Origin of the sequence: Micromonospora sp. DT46, assembly GCF_049841735.1 — a bacterium.
Classification (GTDB): Bacteria; Actinomycetota; Actinomycetes; order Mycobacteriales; family Micromonosporaceae; genus Micromonospora; species Micromonospora reichwaldensis.
The window spans coordinates 810,813-834,937 of sequence record NZ_JBNCKW010000001.1; the positions used below are offsets into that span (position 1 = coordinate 810,813).

General features: G+C 73.0%; 27 protein-coding genes. 10 read left to right on the forward strand and 17 right to left on the reverse strand.

Translation table 11 applies throughout. From position 1 onward, the window contains the following. Nucleotides 1-231 precede the first annotated feature (231 nt). Both sepH and ACLQ20_RS03775 read left to right on the forward strand, forming a co-directional pair. Nucleotides 232-1,314: a septation protein SepH gene (gene sepH, locus ACLQ20_RS03770; RefSeq protein ID WP_151454144.1), complete on the forward strand. Its 1,083-nt coding sequence runs from the start codon at nucleotides 232-234 to the stop codon at nucleotides 1,312-1,314. A gap of 77 nt (nucleotides 1,315-1,391) precedes the next feature. Next, nucleotides 1,392-2,378: an aldo/keto reductase gene (locus tag ACLQ20_RS03775; RefSeq protein ID WP_151454145.1), complete on the forward strand. Its 987-nt coding sequence runs from the start codon at nucleotides 1,392-1,394 to the stop codon at nucleotides 2,376-2,378. Nucleotides 2,379-2,388: 10 nt separating this feature from the next. Here the strand turns inward: ACLQ20_RS03775 and thpR are convergent, their stop codons facing one another. The 5 genes from thpR to ACLQ20_RS03800 form a co-directional block, all read right to left on the reverse strand. Beyond that, complete coding sequence (gene thpR, locus ACLQ20_RS03780) at nucleotides 2,389-2,967, reverse strand: RNA 2',3'-cyclic phosphodiesterase (RefSeq protein ID WP_327030325.1); 579 nt, start codon at nucleotides 2,965-2,967, stop codon at nucleotides 2,389-2,391. 13 nt (nucleotides 2,968-2,980) lie between these two features. Beyond that, the gene (locus ACLQ20_RS03785; RefSeq protein ID WP_151454147.1) at nucleotides 2,981-3,490 is read right to left on the reverse strand and encodes a hypothetical protein; all 510 of its coding nucleotides are present in this window, start codon (nucleotides 3,488-3,490) and stop codon (nucleotides 2,981-2,983) included. A gap of 96 nt (nucleotides 3,491-3,586) precedes the next feature. Beyond that, the gene (locus ACLQ20_RS03790; protein WP_151454148.1) at nucleotides 3,587-4,870 is read right to left on the reverse strand and encodes an MFS transporter; all 1,284 of its coding nucleotides are present in this window, start codon (nucleotides 4,868-4,870) and stop codon (nucleotides 3,587-3,589) included. 68 nt (nucleotides 4,871-4,938) lie between these two features. Further along, nucleotides 4,939-5,388, reverse strand: a complete 450-nt coding sequence (locus ACLQ20_RS03795; RefSeq protein ID WP_192581363.1) for a MarR family winged helix-turn-helix transcriptional regulator — start codon at nucleotides 5,386-5,388, stop codon at nucleotides 4,939-4,941. Between the two features lie 119 nt (nucleotides 5,389-5,507). Beyond that, complete coding sequence (locus tag ACLQ20_RS03800; protein WP_151454149.1) at nucleotides 5,508-6,983, reverse strand: NCS2 family permease; 1,476 nt, start codon at nucleotides 6,981-6,983, stop codon at nucleotides 5,508-5,510. Nucleotides 6,984-7,071: 88 nt separating this feature from the next. On the opposite strand from ACLQ20_RS03800, the gene ACLQ20_RS03805 reads away from it, so the two are divergent. Continuing rightward, nucleotides 7,072-7,320 (forward strand): DUF2530 domain-containing protein, encoded by a 249-nt coding sequence (locus ACLQ20_RS03805; protein WP_151454150.1) that lies wholly within the window; start codon nucleotides 7,072-7,074, stop codon nucleotides 7,318-7,320. A gap of 45 nt (nucleotides 7,321-7,365) precedes the next feature. On the opposite strand, the gene ACLQ20_RS03810 is transcribed toward ACLQ20_RS03805, so the two are convergent. Then, a complete protein-coding gene (locus tag ACLQ20_RS03810) occupies nucleotides 7,366-8,205 on the reverse strand; it encodes a DUF3027 domain-containing protein (protein WP_151454151.1) in 840 nt (279 codons plus the stop codon). An 87-nt stretch (nucleotides 8,206-8,292) separates the two neighbouring features. Here ACLQ20_RS03810 and ACLQ20_RS03815 point away from each other — a divergent pair, with 87 nt between their 5' ends. Both ACLQ20_RS03815 and ACLQ20_RS03820 read left to right on the forward strand, forming a co-directional pair. Then, nucleotides 8,293-9,972, forward strand: a complete 1,680-nt coding sequence (locus ACLQ20_RS03815) for an MFS transporter (RefSeq protein ID WP_425854160.1) — start codon at nucleotides 8,293-8,295, stop codon at nucleotides 9,970-9,972. Continuing rightward, entirely contained in the window at nucleotides 9,969-10,619 is a 651-nt protein-coding gene (locus ACLQ20_RS03820) for a futalosine hydrolase (RefSeq protein WP_425854162.1), read from the forward strand. Before ACLQ20_RS03815 ends, ACLQ20_RS03820 begins: the two co-directional genes overlap by 4 nt. Nucleotides 10,620-10,688: 69 nt before the next feature. On the opposite strand, the gene ACLQ20_RS03825 is transcribed toward ACLQ20_RS03820, so the two are convergent. After that, nucleotides 10,689-11,564: a helix-turn-helix domain-containing protein gene (locus ACLQ20_RS03825; protein WP_425854163.1), complete on the reverse strand. Its 876-nt coding sequence runs from the start codon at nucleotides 11,562-11,564 to the stop codon at nucleotides 10,689-10,691. A 699-nt stretch (nucleotides 11,565-12,263) separates the two neighbouring features. Here ACLQ20_RS03825 and ACLQ20_RS03830 point away from each other — a divergent pair. Beyond that, nucleotides 12,264-13,157, forward strand: a complete 894-nt coding sequence (locus tag ACLQ20_RS03830) for a 1,4-dihydroxy-6-naphthoate synthase (protein WP_425854165.1) — start codon at nucleotides 12,264-12,266, stop codon at nucleotides 13,155-13,157. Here the strand turns inward: ACLQ20_RS03830 and ACLQ20_RS03835 are convergent. Both ACLQ20_RS03835 and ACLQ20_RS03840 read right to left on the reverse strand, forming a co-directional pair. Next, complete coding sequence (locus tag ACLQ20_RS03835) at nucleotides 13,118-13,504, reverse strand: cold-shock protein (RefSeq protein WP_151457671.1); 387 nt, start codon at nucleotides 13,502-13,504, stop codon at nucleotides 13,118-13,120. The two genes, ACLQ20_RS03830 and ACLQ20_RS03835, sit on opposite strands and share 40 nt — an antisense overlap. 34 nt (nucleotides 13,505-13,538) lie before the next feature. After that, a complete protein-coding gene (locus tag ACLQ20_RS03840) occupies nucleotides 13,539-14,162 on the reverse strand; it encodes an HAD family hydrolase (RefSeq protein WP_151457672.1) in 624 nt (207 codons plus the stop codon). An 85-nt stretch (nucleotides 14,163-14,247) separates the two neighbouring features. On the opposite strand from ACLQ20_RS03840, the gene ACLQ20_RS03845 reads away from it, so the two are divergent. After that, nucleotides 14,248-16,728 carry a helicase-associated domain-containing protein gene (locus tag ACLQ20_RS03845; protein WP_425854167.1) on the forward strand — a complete coding sequence of 827 codons (2,481 nt, stop codon included), beginning with the start codon at nucleotides 14,248-14,250 and terminating at the stop codon, nucleotides 16,726-16,728. A 10-nt stretch (nucleotides 16,729-16,738) separates the two neighbouring features. On the opposite strand, the gene ACLQ20_RS03850 is transcribed toward ACLQ20_RS03845, so the two are convergent. Together ACLQ20_RS03850 and ACLQ20_RS03855 are read right to left on the reverse strand one after the other, a co-directional pair. Then, on the reverse strand, nucleotides 16,739-16,987 hold the full coding sequence (locus ACLQ20_RS03850) for a hypothetical protein (RefSeq protein ID WP_151457787.1): 249 nt from the start codon (nucleotides 16,985-16,987) through the stop codon (nucleotides 16,739-16,741). 127 nt (nucleotides 16,988-17,114) lie between these two features. Beyond that, the gene (locus ACLQ20_RS03855; RefSeq protein ID WP_425854169.1) at nucleotides 17,115-18,008 is read right to left on the reverse strand and encodes a L,D-transpeptidase family protein; all 894 of its coding nucleotides are present in this window, start codon (nucleotides 18,006-18,008) and stop codon (nucleotides 17,115-17,117) included. Between the two features lie 175 nt (nucleotides 18,009-18,183). Between ACLQ20_RS03855 and ACLQ20_RS03860 the strand changes: the two genes are divergently transcribed. Further along, nucleotides 18,184-19,863, forward strand: coding sequence for a DNA repair helicase XPB (locus tag ACLQ20_RS03860; RefSeq protein ID WP_425854170.1), 1,680 nt, complete (start codon nucleotides 18,184-18,186; stop codon nucleotides 19,861-19,863). 85 nt (nucleotides 19,864-19,948) lie between these two features. Here ACLQ20_RS03860 and ACLQ20_RS03865 read toward each other — a convergent pair whose 3' ends face one another. The 3 genes from ACLQ20_RS03865 to ACLQ20_RS03875 are packed head-to-tail and all read right to left on the reverse strand — an operon-like array spanning nucleotide 19,949 to nucleotide 20,751. Beyond that, nucleotides 19,949-20,302, reverse strand: coding sequence for a hypothetical protein (locus ACLQ20_RS03865; RefSeq protein WP_425854172.1), 354 nt, complete (start codon nucleotides 20,300-20,302; stop codon nucleotides 19,949-19,951). A gap of 52 nt (nucleotides 20,303-20,354) precedes the next feature. Beyond that, complete coding sequence (locus ACLQ20_RS03870; protein WP_358114738.1) at nucleotides 20,355-20,501, reverse strand: toxin-antitoxin system HicB family antitoxin; 147 nt, start codon at nucleotides 20,499-20,501, stop codon at nucleotides 20,355-20,357. Nucleotides 20,502-20,523: 22 nt separating this feature from the next. Further along, complete coding sequence (locus ACLQ20_RS03875; protein WP_358114735.1) at nucleotides 20,524-20,751, reverse strand: winged helix-turn-helix domain-containing protein; 228 nt, start codon at nucleotides 20,749-20,751, stop codon at nucleotides 20,524-20,526. Between the two features lie 409 nt (nucleotides 20,752-21,160). Here ACLQ20_RS03875 and ACLQ20_RS03880 point away from each other — a divergent pair, with 409 nt between their 5' ends. Then, nucleotides 21,161-21,421 carry a hypothetical protein gene (locus tag ACLQ20_RS03880; RefSeq protein WP_425854173.1) on the forward strand — a complete coding sequence of 87 codons (261 nt, stop codon included), beginning with the start codon at nucleotides 21,161-21,163 and terminating at the stop codon, nucleotides 21,419-21,421. Between the two features lie 63 nt (nucleotides 21,422-21,484). Here the strand turns inward: ACLQ20_RS03880 and ACLQ20_RS03885 are convergent, their stop codons facing one another. The 3 genes from ACLQ20_RS03885 to ACLQ20_RS03895 all read right to left on the reverse strand — a co-directional run bounded on the left by ACLQ20_RS03885 (nucleotide 21,485) and on the right by ACLQ20_RS03895 (nucleotide 23,308). Further along, on the reverse strand, nucleotides 21,485-21,628 hold the full coding sequence (locus ACLQ20_RS03885) for a hypothetical protein (RefSeq protein WP_425854175.1): 144 nt from the start codon (nucleotides 21,626-21,628) through the stop codon (nucleotides 21,485-21,487). 94 nt (nucleotides 21,629-21,722) lie between these two features. Continuing rightward, entirely contained in the window at nucleotides 21,723-22,205 is a 483-nt protein-coding gene (locus tag ACLQ20_RS03890) for a hypothetical protein (RefSeq protein ID WP_425854176.1), read from the reverse strand. Between the two features lie 188 nt (nucleotides 22,206-22,393). Then, nucleotides 22,394-23,308, reverse strand: coding sequence for an RNA polymerase sigma-70 factor (locus ACLQ20_RS03895; RefSeq protein ID WP_425854178.1), 915 nt, complete (start codon nucleotides 23,306-23,308; stop codon nucleotides 22,394-22,396). 166 nt (nucleotides 23,309-23,474) lie between these two features. Between ACLQ20_RS03895 and ACLQ20_RS03900 the strand changes: the two genes are divergently transcribed. Continuing rightward, nucleotides 23,475-23,960, forward strand: coding sequence for a carboxymuconolactone decarboxylase family protein (locus ACLQ20_RS03900; protein WP_327030314.1), 486 nt, complete (start codon nucleotides 23,475-23,477; stop codon nucleotides 23,958-23,960). Nucleotides 23,961-24,125 lie beyond the last annotated feature (165 nt).

Genomic DNA, 24,125 nt, shown 5'->3' on the forward strand with positions numbered 1-24,125 from the left:
GGGTTTGGTTTTTACCCCCCCGCTCGGGGGCCGCGCTATGTTTTGCGCGGCCCCGGGGGGGGGCCGCGGGCCGCGGGGGCCCCCCCCGACCGTGATCATCGTCGCAGCTCAGTCGCGACATGCGGGTGTCGCATCCCCCACCTGCGGACAGATGCGCGTACGGTGGTGCGAGGACGCCCGGGTGGCCGGCTCGTGGCGTGACGGCCAGCGAAGCGGGACGGAGGCTACGCCATGCGCCCAGTACGCTTCGTCGCCCTCTCCGAGGACGGCCAGGCCCTGGTGCTCGCCGACGAGGTCGGGCGACTGCTCGCCCTGCCCATCGACGAGCGGATCGCCGGCGCGTTGCACGCCGAGCCCGGCGCCCCGCCGCTCGCGGTGGCCCCGACGGCGACCGCCGACCCGGTGCCCTCACTCTCCCCACGGGACATCCAGGCCAAGATCCGTTCCGGCGAGTCCGCCGAGGACGTCGCCCGGATCGCCGGCGTGCCGGTCGACCGCGTGCTGCGCTACGCCGGCCCGGTGCTCCAGGAGCGGGCCATGCTCGCCCAGCACGCCCGCCGCACCCGGCTGAAGGGCGCGGAGAAGCCGACCCCGCTCGCCGAGGTGGTCAACGGCCGGCTCGCGCAGCACGGGATCGACACCGAGAAGATCTCCTGGGACGCGTGGCGCCGCGACGACGGCACCTGGCGGATCGTGGCGACCTGGCCCTCGGGCAAGGCGACCGCGCAGGCGATCTGGGATCTCGACAAGACCCGGCAGTCGGTCACCCCGCACGACGACATGGCGCAATACCTCTGCGCCGAGCGGCCCACCCCGATCCTCGGCCAGGAGCCGGCACCGGAGCGGGGCGGCCACGCGCTGCCCGGCCCGTCGCGCGGCGAGCCGAGCCGGGGCGGGCACGGTCTGCCGGCGGCGGCGGAGCACAGCCGTCCCGGCCGCGACCCGATCCGGGCCGGGCGGGACGCCCTGCTCGCCTCGCTCGACCGTCCGCTCGGCTCGACCTCGGGTCGTGGGCTCGAACCCCGCACCCCGGCCGCCCTGGCCGGGCAGGACGCGCCGCGCCAGCGGCCGGTCGGTGGCGGGGCGGCGGCACTGCTCGGCGGTGGCCAGGGTTCCGCCTTCGACGACGACTCGGACGCGCCCAAGGAGGTGCCGGCCGTGCCGTCGCTGGCGGTGCTCCGGCCCCGTCGCACGGGCGCGCCGGCGGCAGCGTCGGGCGAGTCGACCGACGCCAGCGGTAAGCCGCGCAAGCGCCTGCCGAGCTGGGACGACGTGCTCTTCGGCAGCGGCCCGGCGGCCCGCGAGTCCTCGTGACCGCCTGACTCCGGCGACCACCCGGTCGCCGGAGTCAACGCGAGGCGCTCCAACTGCCGCCGTGGCAGGGTGGCCTCATGGAGTACACGAACCTCGGCCGTACGGGCCTGTCGGTCAGCCGCCTCTGCCTCGGCACGATGAACTTCGGGCCGCAGACCACCGAGCCGGACAGCTTCGCGATCATGGACCGGGCCCTCGACCACGGCATCAACTTCTTCGACACCGCCGACGTCTACGGCTGGCAGACCGGCGAGGGGATCACCGAGCAGATCATCGGGCGCTGGTTCGCCCAGGGCGGCGGCCGGCGGGAGAAGGTCGTGCTGGCCACCAAGGTCTACGGCAAGATGGGCGAGTGGCCCAACCAGCAGGGCCTCTCCGCCCGGCACATCGTCCGGGCCTGCGAGGACTCGCTGCGCCGCCTCCAGACCGACACCATCGACCTCTACCAGATGCACCACGTCTCGCGGAGCACGCCGTGGGAGGAGATCTGGCAGGCCATGGAGACCCTGGTCGCCCAGGGCAAGGTCCTCTACGTCGGATCGTCCAACTTCGCCGGCTGGCACATCTCCGTGGCGCAGGAGGCGGCGGGTAAGCGCCACTTCCTCGGCCTGGTCTCGGAGCAGTGCATCTACAACCTCATGACCCGGTACGTCGAGCTGGAGGTGGTGCCCGCCGCGCAGCACCACGGGCTGGGCGTCATCCCGTGGTCGCCGCTGCACGGCGGGCTGCTCGCCGGAGTGCTGCGGAAGATGGCCGAGGGCGGGGCCGCGCGGGGCGCCAGCGGCCGCTCCGCCGACGCGCTCGCCGAGCACCGGCCGACCATCGAGGCGTACGAGAAACTCTGCGGCGACCTCGGTCACGACCCGGCGGACGTGGCCCTCGGCTGGCTGCTGTCCCGTCCCGGGGTGACCGCCCCGATCATCGGACCGCGCACCACCGACCAGCTCGACCGTTCCCTGGGCGCCCTGACCGTCGACCTCGACGAGGACACCCTCACCCGCCTGGACGAGCTCTTCCCGCCCGTCGGCAACGGCGGCCCCGGCCCCGAGGCCTGGGCCTGGTGACCGGGGAGCGTCAGAGGGGCCAGGCGGCCAGGCGGTCGTAGGTGGGGCGGGGGCCGGGGTGGCTGCGCACGAGGACCATCTCGCCGGCCGGCCACTCCGGGCCCTCGTAGTCGTCGAGGGTGGCGACGTCGGCGGCCACGTCGGCCGGGGGCACCCGGTCGCCGGGGCGCGCGACGGTCAGGTGCGGGCGGAACGGCTTCTCGTCGTGCGGCAGGCGGGCGTGCCGCAGCCGGGAGCGGATCAGCCGGGCCAGCACCAGCACCGGCTCCACCTCGCCCCGCAGGTCGACCCAGAGCACGGTGAACCGGCCCCGCCCGAACCGCCCGCCGCCGGCCAGCCGGAGCCGGGGCGCGGCCTGGCGGCCGTCGCGGGACCACTCGGCGGCGAGCCCGAGCGCGCTCTCCACGGCGACCAGCCGGTCCGCCTCGACGTCGCCGAGGAAGGCGAGGGTGACGTGCGCGTTGGCCGGGTCGGCGAGCCGGACGTTGGTCCCGGCGGCGGCCGCCGCGCCGATCCGCAGGCGGGCGACCTGCGCGCCGAGGTGCGCGACCGCCTCGGGCGGCGGGTAGAGCGCGACGAAGAGCCTCACGCGGGCCCCGCCCTCAGCGGTGACGCTGCCAGTGACCGGCCCGGGCGGCCGGCAGGGTCAGCCCGGCGGCGTGCAGCAGGCCCTCCACCCGGACGCGTTCCAGCTCCAGGTCGACGCCCTCCAGCTCCGTCAGGTGCTCGGCCAGCCCGAGGGCCCGGCAGGCCAGCCGGAGCCGGTCGTCGTACGCCTGGAGGACCATGGCGTGCCAGACGGGCTGGCGGCCGTCGGAACCCACCCCCTGGCTGCGCAGGCGGCGCAGGTCGGCGGCGAGTTCCTCCAGCGGGCGCCGGTCGGGCCGGTCGAAGGCGGTGAGGTCGATGTCGCGGGTCAGCGCGTCTGCCTCGACGGCCCGGTCCAGCCGGACGATGGTGCGCCGCTCCCGCCGGCGCTCACGCCACTCGGCGTACCCGCAGGCGACCCGGTCGATGATCTCGTCCGCGCAGAAGACCAGGGCGATCAGCGCCGGCAGGCTGGCCATGGCGACGATGGCCAGGATCAGCAGCAGCGCGCGTCCGAGCTCCACGTATCGACGCTAAGCCGCTTTCCCCCTTACCGCCACCGCTTTCGTGTCATCCGCGCCCTCGGTCGAGGAAGCGGTCGGCCCGCCCGGGCGACAGGCTCAGCAGTCGGCGGAGGTGACGTAGAAGCGCGGCATCGGCAGGATGCGGAAGCGCAGCCGGGCGCCGGAGCGGCGCAGCTGCCAGGTGAGCGCGACCAGGATGGTGGCCAGCGAGATCAGCCCACCGATCCAGATGCTGGCACCGGCGCCGTAGGTCTCGGCGACCCAGCCGATGAGCGGCGCACCGACCGGGTTGGTGCCGAGGAAGACCAGCACCCACAGGGCCATCACCCGGCCGCGGAAGGCGGCGTCCGTGCCGAGCTGGACCCGCTGGTTGGCCGCCTGGGCGAAGAAGACCATGAAGAACCCGGTCGGCAGCAGCAGCGTCACCACCATCCAGTACGCCGGGGCGAGCCCCACCAGCGTGCCGAAGCTGGCACAGCCGACCCCCGCGCCGAGCACCAGCCAGACCGACGGGCGGCTGCGCCGCCCGGTGCCGGCGAGCGCCCCGACCAGCGCGCCGACCGCCAGCGCGGTGCTGAACAGCCCGAACGAGGCGGCGCCGGTCTGGAACACGGTCTTGGCCAGCGCGGCGAGGGTCAGCTGGAAGTTGAACAGCGACATGCCGATCACCGACATCACCGCCATGGGCAGCAGCAGGTCGGGCCGGCGCCAGACGTAGCGCAGGCCGTCGACGACCTTGGCCGACGCCCGCTCGTCGCGCGGCGGCAGCGCCTCCCGGTGCAGCTCGGCGGGGCGCATCCGGATCACGGTGACCAGTGGGGCGATCGAGCTGAGCGCGGTGAACATGAAGACCGGCCCGACGTCGAAGGCGGCGATGGCCAGGCCGGCGACGGCCGGCCCGACGATCCGGGCGGAGTTGAACACGGCCGCGTTGAGCGAGAGCGCGTTCGGCAGCAGCGACGTACCGACCAGCTCGGAGACGAACGCCTGCCGGACGGGGGTCTCCACGGCGTTGGCGACGCCGAGCAGGGCCGCGAACGCGAAGACGTGCCAGAGCTGCACGAGGCCGGTGATCACCAGCAGGGCCATGGCGAGGGCCAGGACGGTCCAGAACGCGTTCGCGACGAAGAGCAGCATCCGCTTGTCGTAGCGGTCGGCGAGCCGCCCGGAGAGCAGGGTGAGCAGCAGCACCGGGGTGAACTGGAGCGCGGTCACCACGCCGAGTGCGGTGGCGGAGTTGTCGGAGAGCTCGAGGACCAGCCAGTCCTGGGCGATGAACATCATCCAGACGCCGATCAGCTTGATCAGTTGCCCGGATGCGAAGAGCCGGTAGTTGCGGACCTGTAGGGACTGGAACATCGTGCTCAGCTTCGCCTGCACTCTTGGTGCGCCTCCTCGCGGTCGTACGCGTCATCGACGGCGGACGGCGCGGTGGCACGACGCGCGGATCAGGCGCGGGCGAGCTGCTGAAGGATCTCGGCGGCCTGCCGCAGGGTTTCCCGCTCGGCTTCGGTCAGGTCGGCCAGCCGGCGGGCCAGCCACTCGTCACGGACCCGCTCGAACTGGTCGAGCACCGCCCGTCCCCCCTCGGTCGCCGCCAGGATGACCTGCCGGCCGTCGGTCGGATGGGGGGTGCGCTGCACGAGGCCGCGCTCCTCCAACTTCGCGACGATCCTGGTCATCGTGGGCGGCTGCACCCGTTCCACGTCGGCCAGTTCCCGAGGCGTCAGCGCACCCGCCAGCCGGAGGCTGGTGAGCGCGGAGAGCTGGGTGACCGTGAGGTCGCCGACCGGCCGGGCCTGGCGGACCCGCCGGTTCAGCCGGGTGATCGCATCACGCAACTGAGGTGCCAGCTGCGCCGGTGGCACGCGTTTCGCCGTCACCGTCCGCTCCGTCACGATAGTTAGCCTAACTAATTAGCTTGGCGAATGACCACTGATATGACCACGCTCACGAGAAGTTTGTCCTGCTCCGGGCCGGGTACCCCGTTCGGTCACCGGCCCGGAGCAGGCCGTGTTCAGAGCACCGACTCGATCGGCCCACGCAGGAAGTAGAGCACGAAGAGGGCGGCCACCCCGTACAGCAGCGGGTGGATCTCCCGTGCCTTGCCCCGGGCGAGCTTCACCACGACGTACGAGATCAGGCCGGCGCCGATGCCGTTGGAGATCGAGTACGTGAAGGGCATCAGCACGATCGTCAGGAACGCCGGGATCGCGATCTCGTAGTCGGACCAGTCGATCGTCCGCACCGCGGTCATCATCAGGAAGCCGACCACCACCAGCGCCGTCGACGCCGCCTCGAACGGCACCACCACGACCAGCGGCGCCAGGAACATCGCCAGCAGGAACAACCCGCCGGTGACCAGGTTGGCCACGCCCGTACGGGCGCCCTCCGCCACACCGGCGGCACTCTCGATGTACGACGTGTTGCTGGACGTGCTCGCCGCACCGCCGGCAGCCGCCGCGATCGAGTCGACCAGCAGGATCTCCTTGGCGCGCGGCGGGGTGCCCTGCTCGTCGAGCATGCTCCCCTCCTGGCCGACCGCCACCATCGTGCCCATGGTGTCGAAGAAGTCCGTGATCAGCAGGGTGAACACGAACATCAGCACGACGACCCAGCCGGCCCGGCCCCACGAGTCGAACAGGTTGAAGTTGCCGAGCAGCGACAGGTCCGGCACGTCCACCCAGGTCTTCGGCAACTCGGGGACGTTCAGCGCCCAGCCCTTCGGGTTGGGCTTGCCGTCGACGAAGGACGGCCCGATGTTCAACAACGCCTCGACGACGATCGCCAACGCGGTGGAGCCGAGGATGCCGATCAGGATCGCGCCCTTGACCCGCCGCACCATCAGCACGATGGTCAGCAGCAGGCCCACCACGAAGACCAGCATCGGCCAGCTGCCGAGGCTGCCGTCGATGCCCAGCCCGACGGGGACCGTGGTGTTCTCCGAGTCCGGCACCCGGCGGACGAAGCCGGCGTCGACCAGGCCGATGATGGTCAGGAAGAGGCCGATGCCGACGCCGATCGCCGTCTTCATCTGCGTCGGCACCGAGCGGAACACCGCCGTACGCAGGCCGGTCAGCACCAGCACCGCGATGATCAGGCCCTCGATCACCACGAGGCCCATCGCGTCCGCCCAGGTCATCTCCGGGGCGATCTCGTACGCGACCAGCGCGTTGACGCCGAGGCCGGCGGCGAGCGCCAGCGGGAACCGGCCCACCACGCCCATCAGGATGGTCATCAGGCCGGCGACGAGGGCGGTTGCCGCGGCGAGGGCGGCGATGGAGAGCTTCTTGCCGTCGCCGTCGACGGCACCACCAATGATGAGCGGGTTGAGCACCACGATGTACGCCATCGTGAAGAAGGTCGCCAGGCCCCCGCGTACCTCGCGGCTCATCGTCGAGCCACGGGCGGAGATCTCGAAGTACCGGTCGAAACCGTTACGGGGGTGCGCTGGGTCGGGTGGTGTGCCGTTCTCGGGCGGCGCTACTGCCATCAGGTCCTCGCAGGTGGATCTTCCGTTGTCGCGCGCATCGTCGCAGATCACCGGCCAGCAGGAAAAGTTGATCGCGTACGCTTGCCGCGTGCCGAAGGAGCAGCCCCCGCGGCCCGAGCCGCTCGACCCGCCGATGGTGCCGTTCGCCCTCGCCGGGATCGCGGCCTGGGCGCTCGCCGGGCTGGTGCTGCTGGTCTTCTTCCGCGACTGGCTGACCGCGCACGATCACCAGGACTGGCTGTGGACCTGCCTGGCCGGTTTCCTGTGGGGTTTCCCCGGTCTCGCCGTGATGATGCGGCACGACGCCAACCGACGTCGCCGCCGCGCCGGCCGCTGACCTGCGACGACACCGGTCCGCCGGACCGGCGCCGTGCCAACGGCGTCAGGGGTGGCCGTACGGCTCCGCCGGCTCCGCGGCCTCGACGGAGCCCGGCGCCCGGCTGACCGCCATGGGCTCGACCGCGCTGTCGTCGTAGACCGTCGGCATCTCCTCGACCGGGGTCTCGGCGGCCTCGATCAGGGTCTCCGAGTGCGCCCCGCAGCCGTGGTCGGCGCTGACCACCCGGCCGTCGTCGGGGGCGTAGAAGTTGCCGCAGGCCCCGAAGGACTGCCGCAGGGCGCCGGCGAGCGGCAGGTAGAAGCCGCAGGTGCCGCAGCGGGCGGCGGCGGGGGCCGCGGCCGAGATCGCGGCGGACGGACCGTGGTCGCCGTCGTACCAGCGCTGGGCGGCCTCGCTGCGCCCTTCCCGGGACAGCACCCGGGCCCGGCCGAGACCCAGCTCCCACGCGGTCTCCTCGACCGCCGGGTCGTCGGAGAGCAGGTAGCCGGGCTGGAGCCGGTCGTCGTCCGCCGGGGTGGGCAGCAGGTCGCCGGGGCCGAGGTCGCCCGGCTTGAGCCGCTCCTGCCACGGCAGCCAGCCGGGCGCGAGCATCGCGTCCGTGCCGGGGATCAGCACCGTCTCGCAGACGGTGACGTGCCGGCTGCGCGGCACGCGGGTGACGGTGACCGCCCACCGCCAGCCCCGGTAGCCGGCGAGCCGGCACTCGAAATAATGGGTGACGAGTCGGTCGCCCTCCGCGACGGCCTGCAGGTGGTCGCCGATGTCCGAGGGGTCGACCTCGGTGATGGCGTCACGTGCCACCTCGACGGCGGCGGCGCAGACCTGGTCGAGACGAGCGGCACGGGCGGAGGCAGGCCTGGTCACCCAACCATTGTTCCCCATGCGTACGGCCGACCGACAGGCACCCGCCGACGACGTTCTGGGACAGTGGTGCGGCACGGACGGACCGGATGGGTGAGGATGGTGGGCATGCCGCTGTTCTCCCGCTCCGGGCGGTCCGTACTCGGGCGGACCGTCGGCACCGGCATCAAGGCCGTCCGCCTGCTGTTCCGTGGCTCGGTCAGCAGTGGTCGCTGGATGACCCGGCGGGCGGGCCGGGCCCGCACCCGGGGCGCCGGGGGCGAGGTCGGCATGGTCCGCCTCTTCGACCTGCACGCCGTCTCCTGCGCCGGGGACACGCTGATCGCCATCGGCCTCGCCGGGACGATCTTCTTCAACGTCCCGCTCGGCGAGGCGCGCAGCAAGGTCGCCCTCTACCTGCTGGTGACCATGGTGCCGTTCGCCATGCTCGCCCCGGTGGTGGGCCCGCTGCTCGACCACTTCCGCCACGGCCGCCGGTACGCGCTGGCCGCCACCATGCTCGGCCGCGCCTTCCTGGCCTGGCTGATCTCCGACTACATCCACGGTTTCGGCCTCTACCCGGCGGCCTTCGGCGTGCTGGCGCTCTCCCGCGCGTACGGGGTGGCCCGCTCGGCGGCCGTCCCACGGCTGCTGCCGGAGGGGCTGGGGCTCTCCCAGGTGGGCGCCCGGGCCAGCGTCTACGGCACGGTGGCCGGCGCCCTGGTCGCTCCGATCGGGCTGGCCGCCTTCTGGTTCGGGCCGCAGTGGCCGCTCCGGGTCGCCTCGATCATCTTCCTGGTCGGCATGGTGATCTCCCTGCGCCTGCCCCCGAAGGCCGACTCCGAGCCACCGGAGCGGGTGCCCCGGCCGCTGCGTGCGCTCTGGCGGCGCACCGGCGACCGCCCGCTGGGCCGGGGACGGCCGGCCGGCCGGCTCGTGATCGCCACCCTGATCGGTGCCGCGACGCTGCGCGGGCTGTACGGGTTCCTGCTGCTCTTCCTGGCCTTCGCGATCAAGGCCGGCGACCTGACCACCGTCGTCTTCGGCCGGGACCTGGGCGACGAGGGAGCTCTGGGCCTCGTCGGCGCCGCGCTGGCCGTGGGCACCTTCCTCGCCACCGCGATCGGCACCCGGCTGCGCATCCACCGACCCGTCGCGATCCAGTCCAGCGGCATGATCATCGTGGGTGGGGTGGCGGTCCTCGCCGCGTTGAAGTTCTCGCTGCCGATGGTCGCCCTGCTCTGCCTGGTGGCCGCGCTGATGAGCGGCATCGCCAAGCTCACCGTGGACGCCTCGATCCAGGAGCGCATCCCGGAGCGGCTGCGGGCCAGCTCCTTCGCCCACTCCGAGACCGTGCTGATGCTCGCGTTCGTCGCCGGGGGCGGGCTGGGGCTCGTACCCTTCGACGGCCGGATCGGGATCGCGGTCGCCGCCGGGGCCGGAACGCTGGCCGCTGTCCGAGGCGTGGTGGTGGCAAGCCGCCTGCGCGCCGAGCGGCTGGCCGGTCGCCCGCTCGCCGACGACGAACTGGCCGACGAGACCGACGGACCCGGCAGCGACACCGGCACCGGCAGAGGTAACGGGGAAGACCCGGCCGGCACGGACGCCGGCGCACGCGCCGAGGCAGGGGGCGGCCCCGACACGGGGGTGGCACCGGTCTCGCCCGCTCCGGCGCAGGGCGGCTCGCCGCTGGACGACCCGGCCCTGGCCCCGCCGGGGTACCACATCTACCGGCCGTCGTCGGCCGTCGGCGGGCCGGGCGGGGCGGACGACGAGACCCGGCGGGAGCCGCAGGGGCCCCTGCCGTGACGGGCCTGCTGGTGGTCACGGCGGTGCCCGCCGAGGCCGAGGCGGTCCGCGCGGGCCTGACGGATGCGTCGACGACGGTGCTGCCCGTGGGCGTCGGCCCCGCCGTCGCCGCCGCCACCACCGCCCGGCTGCTGGTGCTCGCCGAGGCGGCCGGGCGCCCGTACCGCGGTGTGGTCAGCGCGGGCGTGGCGGGCGGCTTCGCCGGCCGGGCGGCCGTCGGCGCGACGGTGCTGGGCGCCGTGTCCGTCGCCGCCGACCTGGGCGCCGAGTCGCCGGCGGGCTTCCTCCCGGTGGACGAGCTGGGCATGCCCCGGGAGTGGCTCGGTGGCGGCATCGCGCTCGCCGCCGACCCCGGCCTGCTGGCCGCCCTGCGGGCCGCGCTGCCGACGGCGACGGTGGGCGCGGTGCTCACCGTCAGCACGGTGACCGGCAGCGCCGCCAGCACCAATGCCCTGCGCCGGCGTCACCCCGACGCGGTCGCCGAGGCCATGGAGGGGTACGGCGTGGCCGTCGCCGCCGCGCAGGCCGGCGTCCCCTTCGCCGAGCTGCGTACCGTCTCCAACCCGATCGGCCCCCGCGACCGCGACGCCTGGCGCATGCGCGAGGCGCTCGCCGCCCTCACCACCGCCGCCGCGGCCCTGAGCTGAGCCCGCCCACCTGCCCTCGCGCTGGCCCGCCCTGCCCCTGCCCCTGCCCTGCCCTGCCCTGCCCTGCGATCATCCTCCGGACGTCGGTCGCCGGTCGAACCGCAGAGCCGTCGGTCGCCCCGCCTCCACCTGGTAGCCGCAGGCGATCAGGAAGCCGGCCCCACCGATGTCGGCGACGACGCGCACCGTTTGGATACCGGCCCCGTCCATTCCCTCGCCGAGGAGCTGAAGCAGCCGGCGGCCGATGCCCAGGAAGCGCAACTGGGGCACGACGAGGACTCCGTCCAGCACCATCTCCCGCCGGTCGCCCATATCCTCACCGAGCAGCAGGTCCTCGCTGCGTTCGTGTGCCCGGAGTTCGCCGACCAGTTCGCCGCCCGGCAGTTGGGCCACGAACCGCCAGCACCCGTCCGGCACCCCCTCCGTCACACGACGGAAACTGACGACGGCGCGGGCCCGTTCCCGTACCCGTCGCTCGTCGCGTCGCCCACGGTGGAGGTCGTACGTCCTCTCCGGCACCCGCGCCGGCCACTGCTCCGGCGGAACGTACCAGTGCCCCCACCACGCACCCGGCCAGTCCTTCAGCGTCCGGACCTCCCGGACGTCGAGGTGCGCGGGATAGCGGCGGCCTCCCTCGTCGCGTCGTCCGTCGTGCGGTACGAACGGCAACACGGTGACGGCCCCCAGTTCGCCGTCCCCCGGTTCGCCGTCCGTGCTCCGTTGGTCAGCGGTCCGGACGCCCACCGCCAGCTCTCCGCCAGCAGCCCGCACCAACCGCTCCACCGTCCGCAGCTTCGGATCGGCTGCCGGATCGGCCTCGATCCGCGCCAGCGTGCTCTTGGGTACGCCCGACCGACGCGCCAACTCCCGCTGGCTCAGGTCTGCCTGGCGCCGGAGAGCACGCAGCGCCGCCCCCACCTCGATCGGTCCGGTCGGCTCCGCCACATGTCGATCGTTGCGACGCCACAAGCGCCCGTCAACAAGCGCGACACACCTGTGGACAATCCTGTGGACAACTGGCTTGGCGCTTTACGGCCGAGTGTTCTTCGGCACGCTGTCGAGCTGCCCCGTTCGTGAGACCACTGGCCTACGGAGATGCCGGCACCGTTGAGCGGCCGGGTATCCAGGAATGGCCGTCTGCACTGGTCCCCGGCGTGCAATGTGCGTGCACTCGGGCATCAGCCGGGTCATCCGGCAGCAGGGATGCGACGGCGGCGACCGAGCGGTACTCGGCGCCCGCCGCACCGGACCGACCGGCCTCAGGCCGCTTCCGCGCTGGTGCGGGCGGCACTCGCCGGATCGCAACTTGCCCAGCTGCCGCATCGCGGCTTGCCCTATCTGCCGAATCGCGGCTTGCCCCATCCGTGAGGGCAGCTCGACAGGGGCCGAACAGAACACCATTGCCGCCCTGGTTGTCGCCGTCGCGTCCACTCGACCCGTGGCTCGTGGCGTCAGAGCTCCCGCTCGGCGGAAGCTAGCTGCTCGTCACTGCGCACACTTCCACCTCCCGCGCCTCCACCTCGCGGGGCAGGGCCACCTCGCGGGGCAGGGCCACCTCGCGGGGCAGGGCCACCTCGCGGGGCAGGTCACAGTCGTGAGGGCCGGGCGAAGCCGGGCCCCCGGCGGCGGGGATACGGTGAGGGTGTGGCGCTCTCGCTGGCTTTCTCGCCCTGCCCCAACGACACGTTCGTCTTCCACGCCCTGGTGCACGGTCTCGTGCCCGGCGCACCGCCGGTCAACGTCACGTACGCCGACGTGGACGTCACCAACACGGCCGCCGAACGGGGTGCGTTCGACCTGGTCAAGGTGAGCTACGCGGCGCTGCCGTGGCTGCTGGACGACTACCACCTGCTGCCCTGCGGGGGCGCACTTGGCCGCGGCTGCGGCCCGCTGGTGCTGACCCGTGGCGACCACCCCGACGGCCCCGGCCAGCCCGACGGCCCCGGCCAGCCCGAGCGGCCCGGCGGCCCTGGTCGCGCCGATCTCAGCGGCGCCACGGTGGCGGTGCCGGGCGACCGGACGACGGCGTACCTGCTCTTCCGGCTCTGGGCGGCCGACCGGCCCCCGGCGCGGATCGAGGTCGTGCCGTTCCACGAGATCATGCCGGGCGTCGCCGCCGGCCGGTACGACGCCGGGCTGGTCATCCACGAGGCCCGGTTCACCTACCCACGGCACGGCCTGACCGCCCTGGTCGACCTCGGCGAGTGGTGGGAGGCCGACACCGGCCTGCCCATCCCACTCGGGGCCATCCTGGCCCGGCGCGGCGCGGTCGACCCGGAGGCCGCAGCCGGGTGGATCCGCGAGTCGGTACGCCAGGCCTGGGCCGATCCGGCCGCCAGCCGGGAGTACGTGCTGACCCACGCCCAGGAGATGGAGCCCGACGTGGTGGACCGGCACATCGGGCTCTACGTCAACGAGTTCACCGCCGACCTGGGGGACGCGGGGTTCGCCGCCGTCGAGGCGTTGCTCGGCCGGGCCGCCGACGCCGGGCTGGTGCCTCAGACCTCCAGCTCGTTGGCGACCGCGTGGACCAGCTGAGCGATCTTCTGCGCCGTCTTGCGGTCGGGAAAGCGACCCCGGCGCAGGTCCGGCTGGACCTTCGCCTCCAGCACCTTGATCATGTCCTCGACCAGGCCGTGCAGCTCCTCCGCCGGCCGGCGACGCAACTCCGCCATCGACGGCGGGGCGTCGAGCAGCTTGACCCCCATCGCCTGCGCGCCCCGGCGGCTGTCCACGACGCTGAAGTCGATGCGCTGACCGCCCTTGAGGTCGGTGACACCCGTCGGTAGCGCGCCCTTGGGCAGGAACACGTCGCCACCCTCGTCACTGGTGACAAACCCGTATCCCTTGGTCGCGTCAAACCACTTCACTCGACCCGTCGGCACCTGAGAACCCCTGCTTCGCTTGAGCTTGAGACGTCTACCGCTCCAAGGCTAGCCGGATCATGCCGTCCAGCGCCGCCGGGAATCCGGTGAGATCATCCAGCACCACCGCCGCCCCGGCCGCGCGCAGCTCGTCGGCGGCGCACGGGCCCGTGGCGACCCCGATGCCGGGTACGCCCGCCGCCCCCGCCGCCACCATGTCGGCCACGTGGTCGCCGACGTAGTGGGTCGCGCCGTGCTGCCGCAGGGCGGTCGCCTTCCCCTCCGCGAACAGGTCGCCGGCCACCTCGTCGACCACCAGGCCCAGGTGGTCGAGGTGCAGCCGGGCCAGGCGGCCGTGCTTGGCGGTGACCACCAGCACCCGCCCGCCGCGTTCGCGTACCGCGTCGATCGCGGCGACCGCCCCGGGCAGCGGGACGGTGGGTGTGATCGCGTACGCCGGGTACAGCTCGCGGTACGTGCGGACGGCCTCGTCGACCTGCTCCGGCGGGAACCAGCGGGCGATCTCCGTACGCAGCGGCGGGCCGAGCCTCGCCACGGCGGCCGCCGCGTCCACGTGCACCCCCGTGCGGGCCGTCAACGCCCGGAACGTGTCGGCGATGCCGGGACGCGAGTCGACCAGGGTCATGTCGAGGTCGAAGCCGACCGTCAGCGCTGCCATGCGGGAGAACGTACCCGCCCAACCCCGGGTCAGCCGGACGTCCGAGGGGCGGGAGGACCCTCTGCCGGGCTAGCGTGGAACGACGATGACCACCTCACTCGCCGACCACCTGCGGTCACTTCCCGACGAGTCGCTCGCCGCCCTCCTCCAGTTGCGGCCGGACCTCGTCGTACCCGTGCCGGCCGACGTCTCCGCGCTCGCCACCCGGGCCCAGTCGCGGGTCTCGGTGGCCCGCGCCCTCGATGCGCTGGACCAGTTCACGCTGCTGATGCTCGACGCCGCCCGGCTGACCCGGGACGCGGCCGAGCAGACCACCTCCACCGACGCGGTGCTCGCCATGGCGACCGCCGGGCCGCAGCCGCCCGCCCCCACCACCGTCCGCGCCGCCGTGGACCGGCTGCGCGCGCTCTTCGTGCTGTACGGCCCCGAGAGTGCCCTGCGCGTGGTGGCGAGCGTCGACGAGGTCGCCCCGTACCCGGCGGGCCTGGGTCGACCGGCGGCGGAGCTCGGCCCGCGGGCGGCGGCGCTCTGCGCGGACCCGGCGAAGCTGCGGCGGACGCTGCTGGCCGCGCCGCCCTCAGCCCGGGCGATCCTGGACCGGCTGGCCGCCGGGCCGCCGGTCGGCAGCGTGCCGGCGGGCGCGTTGCAGGCGCCCCCGCTCGGTGCGGAGGCCGACCTGCCCCCGGACCCGACCAACGGCGGCGTGCCGACCGGCTCGCCGGTGCGCTGGCTCGTCGACCACCACCTGCTGGTGCCGGTCTCCGGCGGCCGGGCCGGCGCCACGGGCACCGTCGAACTGCCCCGGGAGGTCGGCCTGCTGCTGCGCCGCGACAGCGGCCCGCTCGGCCCGCTGCGCAGCAGCCCGCCGCCCGTGGCCACGGCGCCGCGCGAGCCGAAGGCCGCCGACTCCGCCGGGGCCGGGCAGACCATGGAGGTGGTACGCCACACCGAGGCGCTGCTGGAGCAGCTCGCCGCCGAACCGGCGCCGGTGCTGCGCTCGGGCGGCCTGGGCGTCCGCGACCTGCGCCGGCTCGCCAAGGCCGTCGGGGTGGACGAGTCGACGGCGGCCCTGCTGCTGGAGGCGGCGTACGCGGGCGGGCTGGCCGGCGAGGTCGACCTGCCCGGGGCCACCACCACCCGGCACGGCGCCGACCAGCAGGTCCTGCCCACCGCCGGGTACGAGGTGTGGCGGGCGGGGACGCTCGCGCAGCGCTGGGAGCAGCTCGCCCGGGCCTGGCTGACCATGACCCGGCAGGCCGGGCTGGTCGGGCAGCGCGACGACCGGGACCGGCCGATCACGGTGCTCTCCGCCGAGGCGGAACGGGCCGGCGCGCCGGCCGCCCGACGGGCCGTGCTGGAGGTCCTCGCCGACCTGGAGCCGGCCACCGGGCCCACCCCCGGGGAGGTGCTGGCCCTGCTCGACTGGCGGGCGCCGCGGCGCAGCCGGGGGCGGGAGGCCGCGCACCGGGAGGTGCTGACCGAGGCGGCCACGCTGGGCGTGACGGGGCTGGGGGCGCTCACCTCGTACGGGCGGCTGCTGCTCGCCGACGTGACCGCCGCCGACGAGCGGGGCGGCGACGACCCGCTCGGGCTGCGGGCGGACACCGAGAGCGGCGACCCGACCAGCACCGTACGCGCGCTGGACGCGCTGCTGCCCGCCCCGGTGGACCACTTCCTCGTGCAGGCGGACCTGACCGTCGTGGTTCCCGGCCCGCCCGACCCGGCGCTGGCCGCCGAGTTGGAGGTGGTGGCGGAGCACGAGTCGGCCGGCGGGGCCAGCGTGCACCGGGTCACCGCGGCCAGCGTGCGCCGGGCCCTGGACGCCGGCTACTCGGCCGACGACCTGCACGCCCTGTTCCACCGGCGGTCCCGCACCCCCGTCCCGCAGGGGCTGACGTACCTGGTGGACGACGTGGCCCGCAAGCACGGCGGGCTGCGCGTCGGCTCCGCCGGGGCGTACGTGCGCAGCGACGACGAGGCGCTGCTGACGGAGGTGCTCGCCGACCGGCGGCTGGAGCCGCTGGCGTTGCGCCGGCTGGCGCCGACGGTGCTGTCGACGCCGTACCAGGTGGGTCGGATGCTGATGGTGCTGCGCGACGCCGGGTACGCCCCGGTGCCGGAGGACGCGAGCGGGTCGGCGGTGCTCGCCCGCCCGAAGACCCGGCGGGCCCCGGCCCGGGTGCCGGTGACGACCCGGACGGTCGACCCGCTGACCACATCGAAGCTGGCCATGCCCCGCCTGCTCGGCGTGGTGGAGCAGATCCGGCGGGGCGACGCCGCCGCCCGGGCCGCGCGACGGGCGCCGGCCATGGTCCGGGGCGGGGTCGGGCGCACCGGTCCGGCGCCGGCGCCCTCCCACAGCGACGCCCTCGCGGTGCTCCAGCAGGCGATCCGGGACCGGGCGCGGGTCTGGGTCGGGTACGTCGACGCGCACGGGGCGACCGCGTCCCGGCTCGTCCGGCCGGTCTCGATGGGCGCGGGCTACCTGCGCGCCGAGGACGACCGGACGGAGATGCTGCACACGTTCGCCCTGCACCGGATCACGGCGGCGGTACTGGAGGACTGAGCGGGTCGGGTCAGCGCCGGCTGCGGCGTACGGTCCCGACGACGGAGACGATCAGCAGCAGCGTGAACCCGGCGCCGGCCGACTCGCCGACCGAGTCGACGAAGCCCTGTTCGAGCACCAGCCAGCCGAAGAGGAACCAGCCGACGAGCACCACCGCCGCCACCCCGTACGCGACCACGGTGGCGGTGGAGACCTCCTCGACGGGCGACCGGTCGGGCGCGGGACTGTGCTCCGGTATCACTTCACGGTCGACCGTCATCTCCAGCCTCCCCGTCCGGTTCGACGCCTGGCATCCAGCGTGACACCGCCGTGGCGGGAGTGACAGGGGATAAAACCCGGATCGGACGAGTTGTGCGACCTCGGGGTGGCGCGGGCGGCCGGGCGGCTCAGGTGCCGGGGCGCCGGCCCACCAGCACCACCTTGCTGCCGACCTTGCCCAGCTTCCAGTAGCGGACGGCGTCGCCGGGCAGCAGGTTGACGCAGCCGTGCGACCCGATCGACTTCTCGTGCAGGTAGGTCGTGGTCTGGTGGAAGCCCATGCCCTGGGTGAAGTGCTGCCAGTACGGCAGCCACACCTCGTACGGGTCGGACCACTCCTTGACGTTGCGGTAGTTGATCGTGAACGTGCCGGCGGGGGTGCGGTAGCCGGGCATGCCCGTGCGGGTGACGGTCGGCTGCACGAGCACCTTGCCGTTGCGCATGACCCAGGTGGTCTGCCGGGTCAGGTCGATGCAGAAGGTGGTGCCCGAGCCGGCCCGGCAGCGCGCCGTGTCGGTGGTGGCGAGCCGCTTCGCCACGTCGTGGGTGGTCGGCCCGGCGCGACCGTGGGCGGGGCGGATGTCGTACCGCCTCTGGAACTTCCTGATGGCGTCGCAGTCGGCGGCGGACTGCCGGCCGTCGACGGTCACCCGCCCGAACCCGCCCAGCCGGGCGAGGTACGCCTCCACCTCGCGCTGGTGCTCGCCCTGCGGGCAGCCGGCGACGGACGGCGACGCGGTGGGCTTCGTCGCGGGGCGCGTTGGCTCCGCCGTGGGGCGCGTCGGTTGCGGTGTGCTCCGCGTCGGCTTGACCTTGGGCTTCGGCGGCGCCGTGGTCGGCTGCGCCCGCTGGTCCGGCCCGGGCGTACCGCTCGCCCCCGTTACCCGCTCCGCAGCCCCGGCCGCGACGGGTCCCCCGCCCCCACCGCCACCGGCCTGCGGATCGAACGTGCACGCACCGGCACCGACCAGCGTGACCACTGCCAGGGCGACCAGCCGGCTGCTGATCCGGACATGCTTCATGCTGCCTCCCTGACAGGTGTTCCCTTTGCTAGACGTTGCGAGTACCGCTCCGGTTGCTCCAGGTGACCAGATTTTTCTGCGGTCACCCGGCTGCGTGCAACACTGGTGGGTCGGCCTGGGCGGGTCAGTCGCCTCCCGGACAGCCGGCGACCCGAGGTGGAGGAGAGGCACTGGCGTGAGCGGTGGACCCCTGATCGTGCAGTCGGACAAGACCCTGCTGCTGGAGATCGACCACCCGGATGCGCAGGCGTGCCGGATGGCCATCGCGCCCTTCGCCGAGCTGGAGCGCTCCCCGGAGCACGTGCACACCTACCGGCTGACCCCGCTCGGGCTGTGGAACGCGCGCGCCGCCGGCCACGACGCCGAGGGCGTGGTGGACTCCCTGATCAAGTACTCCCGCTACCCGGTGCCGCACGGGCTGCTGGTCGACGTGGCCGAGACGATGGACCGGTACGGCCGCCTCCAGCTCGCCAACGACCCGGCGCACGGCCTCGTCCTGCGGGCGCTGGACCGGCTGGTGCTGATCGAGGTCGCGAAGAGCAAGAAGCTCGCCGGGATGCTCGGCGCGAGGCTCGACGACGACACGATCGCGGTGCACCCGTCCGAGCGGGGCCGGCTCAAGCAGGCGCTGCTCAAGCTGGGCTGGCCGGCCGAGGACCTGGCCGGCTACGTCGACGGCGAGGCGCACCCGATCGAGCTGGCCGAGGCCGGCAAGGACGGCCGCAAGCCGTGGACGCTGCGGTCGTACCAGCGGGAGGCCGTGGAGGCGTTCTGGGCCGGCGGGTCGGGCGTCGTGGTGCTGCCGTGCGGCGCCGGCAAGACGCTGGTCGGGGCGGCGGCGATGGCCGAGGCGAAGGCGACCACCCTGATCCTCGTCACGAACACGGTGGCGGGCCGGCAGTGGAAGCGCGAGCTGATCGCGCGCACGTCGCTGACCGAGGAGGAGATCGGCGAGTACTCGGGCGAGCGCAAGGAGATCCGCCCGGTCACCATCGCCACGTACCAGGTGCTCACCTCGCGCAAGAAGGGCACCTTCACCCACCTGGACCTGTTCGGGGCCCGCGACTGGGGCCTGGTCGTCTACGACGAGGTGCACCTGCTGCCCGCGCCGATCTTCCGCTTCACCGCGGACCTCCAGGCCCGTCGCCGGCTGGGCCTCACGGCGACGCTGGTACGCGAGGACGGCCGGGAGGGCGACGTGTTCAGCCTGATCGGCCCGAAGCGGTACGACGCGCCGTGGAAGGACATCGAGCAGCAGGGCTGGATCGCCCCGGCCGAGTGCACCGAGGTACGCGTGACGCTCACCGACGCGGAGCGCATGTCGTACGCGACGGCGGAGGCCGAGGAGCGCTACCGGATGGCGGCCACCGCCCGCACGAAGCTGCCCGTGGTGAAGGCGCTGGTCGACCGGCACCCGGACGACCAGGTGCTCGTCATCGGCGGCTACATCGACCAGCTCCACCAGCTCGGCGAATACCTGGACGCGCCGATCGTGCAGGGCTCCACGACGAACAAGGAACGCGAGCGGCTCTTCGACGCGTTCCGCTCCGGCGAGGTACGCACCCTGGTCATCTCGAAGGTCGGCAACTTCTCCATCGACCTGCCCGAGGCGGCGGTGGCGATCCAGGTCTCCGGCACGTTCGGCTCCCGGCAGGAGGAGGCGCAGCGGCTCGGCCGGGTGCTGCGACCGAAGGCCGACGGTCGGCAGGCGCACTTCTACACGGTCGTCTCCCGCGACACGATCGACACGGAGTACGCGGCCCACCGGCAGCGCTTCCTCGCCGAGCAGGGGTACGCGTACACGATCGTCGACGCCGACGACGTCCTCGGCCCGAAGCTGCCCACGGTCGATTGACCTCCGGGGGGGGTCCCGATGTCCCTCGCGCTCGCTGTAGAGCTGATGTCGTAGACGACTCAGCCGTAGGTGCTTCCGGCCGGACCTAGTCGTCGTGTACTGGCCGGAGGTGCTCCGACTGTGGGTCGTAGCAGACAAGTCCATGCCTGTCGGCCAGTCGGGCGGCCTCAGCCGACAGCTTCCCAGCCAGCCCGTAAGGCATGGTCAGGTAGATCATCGGGCCGGAGGCGTCGTCAAGCAGCGACCCCCAGCCGGAGGATCTGCCTTCGGTCATGACGGCCCAACGCTCAGCCAGCGCTTCGGCATAGGCAAGGATGCTCGGCGTCGGAACGCGCTCCTCACCCTCCATGTACTCCTCATAGAGCCTTTCGTAGACAACGCCACCCTCTCCGTCGTCGCCAGGCTGCACGCCCTCCCACACCGCCAGGTCGTAACTCATTTCGGCAGTCTGTCAGCCACGCAGCAGGAGGCGGCGAAGGCCAACCTCGACCTCAGGCGGCTCGGAGCTTGCGGAGGACGTACTGGTTGAGGCTCATCCCGTCCTCGGCGGCCTGGATGGCGAGTTCCCGGTGCAGGCTCTCTCCGACACGCAGGTTGACCTTGCCTGAATAGCTGCGCTCGGCGAACGGCTGCGGCACCGGTTCGGCCCGAGCGACACGCTCAGGGCCGGGTGGACTCCGCGACGAAAACGCCGCGCCCCGGACGACCAATCAGCACACCCTGCTCCCGCAGCGTTGCCACTGCGCGATGGATCGTCGAGACCGACACGTCGTAGTGATCGGCCAGTTGCTGGGTGGACGGAATCTTTGTCCCGGGCTGAAACTCGCCCACCTCGATCCGCCTCAGCAGATCCTTGATCAACTCACCCATCGTCGGGGGAATCGGCACGTGAAGGCCCCTTGCAGTCGGTTGGCCCTCCCAGTATCGAGCAACAGGTGAAAGAGCGGCAATAACTGATGCAGGAGAAGCAGGTTTGCGCAGCAGCTAGATTCGACAGGTAAGAGAGCGTTGACAGAGGTGATAGGTATCGGCAGCGTCACTGTCGGTGATGCGGTGCTGCTGCGGTCGGTTGGCGCCTCTCGTACCGGTCTCGCATCGCCCACGAGACCCCACTCCCCGCGCTCCCCCGGCGCGGCCCTGTCGCCGTACCGCCGATCGAGGCTGCGGCGGCAGGGCGGGGCGGTCTCCGTCGCCCGCAACCGGCGGAGGCCGCCCCTCCACTTCGACATGAACCACCGAAGGCACGAACCGACGAAGGGCGGTCACCCGTGCGCAACCTGATCCGTCGGCTGGACCGATGACCGACCGCTGGGTGATCCACCTGCCGGTCACCGCGCCCGATCTGCTCCGGGCCCGGATCCTCGCCCGGACCGCCGCCCGCGTGCTGGCCCGGCTCAGCGCCCGCGTCGAGCCCGGCGGGGTCACCGTCTCGGCCGAGGACCAGCAGGGCGTACGACATTGGGTCTTCTGTGACCGACCACTGCCCGGCGGCGCGCGGTGTGCGCTGCCCACCGACCACCTGTCGCCCTGCGCGAGGCGGGTGCGGCCGGGCATCTGATCCGTAGTTGGTGAACCAGATTGGGAGCTTTCGCCCCAGACCCACGCGTGAGAACTGCCGTGCTCACCGTGGCCCGGATGCCGACCTCTCGATGTGCGGGCGGTTGCGGGTCGCACTGGTACGGACGTGCGTCACGTAGAGGGCGAGCCCCACGAAGACCAGACCGCCGACGAGGTTGCCGACCACCGTCGGAATCTCGTTCCACATCAGGTAGTCCAGTTGCAGAGGACACCCCGGATGAAGAGGGTCAGCATTCCGGCGGCCCTGTGGTCGGCGTACCCGACCGTCCGTGACTCGCCGATCAGGCCTTCCACGTGCCTGCGCAACTCGGCCCGGGGCCGAGGCCAGGCCGGCAGGCCGTGGAGTCGCCGCGTGCGGCTGGACCGGAAAACAGCGACCACGTTGCTGCGATCACCGTCAGAACCAGAGTTGGACCGGCGACGACCTCTGTTACGACAGCCCAGGCCGGAAACGGGCCACCGTCGTTCGGGACGCTCACGAGAAAGCCGCCATATGCCGACCGGACGAGGATCGGACCGGTCCACAGATAGAGCAGGGCGCGGCCGGGCCTGACCCGATGACGAACCAGCAGCCCACCGGCGGCGAACAGAACGGCCGCGCCGGTTACCGAGGTAACCACCAGCATCAGCAGCAGGACGACATCCAATCCGCCGCCGTACATCGCCTCCGCGTCAAGCGCGTCACGAAGGACGATGCGGGCTCCGCTTGCTGATTGCGCAAGACCCAACGCGCCACCGGCGAACAGCCAGAGGGAAGGACGCACGGGGCACGATATCAAGCTGGACCGGAGGCGAATTGCGTCCATGACTGCACAAACGGGAGCTTCTCCGGCCGACCATCACGCCTCGGCCTTCGCGGCCTCCGCCGTGACCCCCGTGGCGCTGACGATCCCCGACCGCGACCGGTGGCCCGAGCGGCGTAGCGACGTCACCCACCCCTGCCGGTTCCGGCTCACCGGCTCAGGACGGTCTCCCGTTCCATGTGGGACAGCTTCTCGGGATTGCGTACGGCGTAGATTCCGGTGATGAGGCCGCCGTCGATGCGCACGGCCAGGACCGTGTCCATCTCGCCCTTGAGTTGGACGATCAGCGCCGGGTGGCCGTTGACCTGTGCCGGCCGCCACGACGTGCTGCCCGCGATCTTGCCCCACCCGCCGGCCAGCAGGCGGGCCACCTTGTCGGCTCCGAGGATGGGCCGCGGGACTGCCTGCTTGATGCCGCCACCGTCGCCGAGCAGGACCACGTCCGGCGCGAGGATGTCGAGCAGGCCCTGCAGGTCGCCGGTTTCGACCGCCCGCTGGAACGCGTCGAGCGCGTACCGGGTCTCGGCCGCGGAGACGACGCGGCGGGGCCGGCGCGCCGCGACGTGTGCCCGTGCCCGGTGGGCGATCTGACGGACAGCGGCGGGGTTCTTGTCGACGGCTTCGGCGATCTCGTCGTAACCGAGGTCGAACACCTCGCGCAGCACGAACACCGCCCGTTCGGTCGGTGCCAGCGTCTCCAGCACCAGCAGCATCGCCATCGAGACGCTGTCGGCCAGCGCGACGTCCTCGGCGACGTCCGGAGCGGTGAGCAGCGGCTCAGGCAGCCAGGGGCCGACGTAGGACTCCCTGCGGCGGCTGAGCGTACGCAGTCGGACGAGTGCCTGGCGGGTGGTGATGCGGACCAGGTAGGCGCGCCGGTCCCGGACCGTGCCCAGGTCGACGCCCACCCACCGCAGCCAGGTCTCCTGGAGAACATCCTCCGCGTCGGCGGCCGAGCCGAGCATCTCGTACGCGACGGTGAAGAGCAGGTTGCGGTGGGCGAGGAACGCCTCGGTGGCCGGGTCCGGGCGATCGTCGGCGGCGGTCTGCGGCGTACCCACCATGGGTGGCTCCTGTTCCTCGCGGCTGGGTCACCCATCAGATGCCGGACCGGACCGTTCTGTGACACCTCCGGTTGTGGCAGTCGTCACCCCGGCCGCGCCGTCACACGGCGCTGCACGCCGGCATCTCGTGTTCGTCCAACCGAATTCCAGGAGTAAGGACGGAAGCATGGACGCCCGATTCAACTTGTTCGACAACAAGGTCGCCGGGAAGTTCGCCAAGCGGTTCGCGAACGCCGGCCTGGTGATCCAGCAGTCGCCGCTGCCCAAGGCCACGCAGGAGTTGGTGTCGCTGCGGGCCAGCCAGATCAACGGCTGCGGCTGGTGCATCGACATGCACACCAAGGAGGCCGCAGCGGCCGGCGAGAGCGCGGTCCGGCTCAACCTGGTCGCCGCCTGGCGCGAGTCCACCGTCTTCACCGAGGCCGAGCAGGCCGCGCTGGCGCTCGCCGAGGAGGGCACCCGGCTCGCCGACGCCTATCAGGGCGTGTCCGACGAGACCTGGGCCGAGGTGCGCAAGCACTACGACGACGATCAGGTCGCCGCGCTGGTCGCGCTGGTCGCCCTGATCAACGCGGCCAATCGCCTCGCCGTGATCGTGCATCAGCGGGGCGGCTCCTACCAGCCGGGCATGTTCGCCGCCGCGTTCGACTGAATCGAGATCAGGCCCGGGCCCGGGATCAGCCGGTCCGGGGCCGACGGTGGCGGGCGGGCGGCCACCGGCCGCCCCCCCCGCCCAGCGGCAGCCCGCGCCGCCGGCGCGGGTAGGGTCCCCCGCGGGGCGCATACCGGCCGGCGGACCCCGGGGGGACCATTTGAT

What these genes read in the sequence shown, in the direction of transcription:
- sepH (WP_151454144.1), top strand. Translation starts at nt 232, where the DNA reads ATGCGCCCAGTACGCTTCGTCGCCCTCTCCGAGGACGGCCAGGCCCTG.
- ACLQ20_RS03775 (WP_151454145.1), top strand. Translation starts at nt 1,392, where the DNA reads ATGGAGTACACGAACCTCGGCCGTACGGGCCTGTCGGTCAGCCGCCTC.
- ACLQ20_RS03800 (WP_151454149.1), bottom strand. Translation starts at nt 6,983, where the DNA reads ATGGCAGTAGCGCCGCCCGAGAACGGCACACCACCCGACCCAGCGCAC.
- ACLQ20_RS03810 (WP_151454151.1), bottom strand. Translation starts at nt 8,205, where the DNA reads ATGGGGAACAATGGTTGGGTGACCAGGCCTGCCTCCGCCCGTGCCGCT.
- ACLQ20_RS03815 (WP_425854160.1), top strand. Translation starts at nt 8,293, where the DNA reads ATGCCGCTGTTCTCCCGCTCCGGGCGGTCCGTACTCGGGCGGACCGTC.
- ACLQ20_RS03840 (WP_151457672.1), bottom strand. Translation starts at nt 14,162, where the DNA reads ATGGCAGCGCTGACGGTCGGCTTCGACCTCGACATGACCCTGGTCGAC.
- ACLQ20_RS03845 (WP_425854167.1), top strand. Translation starts at nt 14,248, where the DNA reads ATGACCACCTCACTCGCCGACCACCTGCGGTCACTTCCCGACGAGTCG.
- ACLQ20_RS03850 (WP_151457787.1), bottom strand. Translation starts at nt 16,987, where the DNA reads ATGACGGTCGACCGTGAAGTGATACCGGAGCACAGTCCCGCGCCCGAC.
- ACLQ20_RS03855 (WP_425854169.1), bottom strand. Translation starts at nt 18,008, where the DNA reads ATGAAGCATGTCCGGATCAGCAGCCGGCTGGTCGCCCTGGCAGTGGTC.
- ACLQ20_RS03865 (WP_425854172.1), bottom strand. Translation starts at nt 20,302, where the DNA reads ATGAGTTACGACCTGGCGGTGTGGGAGGGCGTGCAGCCTGGCGACGAC.
- ACLQ20_RS03880 (WP_425854173.1), top strand. Translation starts at nt 21,161, where the DNA reads ATGACCGACCGCTGGGTGATCCACCTGCCGGTCACCGCGCCCGATCTG.
- ACLQ20_RS03885 (WP_425854175.1), bottom strand. Translation starts at nt 21,628, where the DNA reads ATGTGGAACGAGATTCCGACGGTGGTCGGCAACCTCGTCGGCGGTCTG.
- ACLQ20_RS03895 (WP_425854178.1), bottom strand. Translation starts at nt 23,308, where the DNA reads ATGGTGGGTACGCCGCAGACCGCCGCCGACGATCGCCCGGACCCGGCC.
- ACLQ20_RS03900 (WP_327030314.1), top strand. Translation starts at nt 23,475, where the DNA reads ATGGACGCCCGATTCAACTTGTTCGACAACAAGGTCGCCGGGAAGTTC.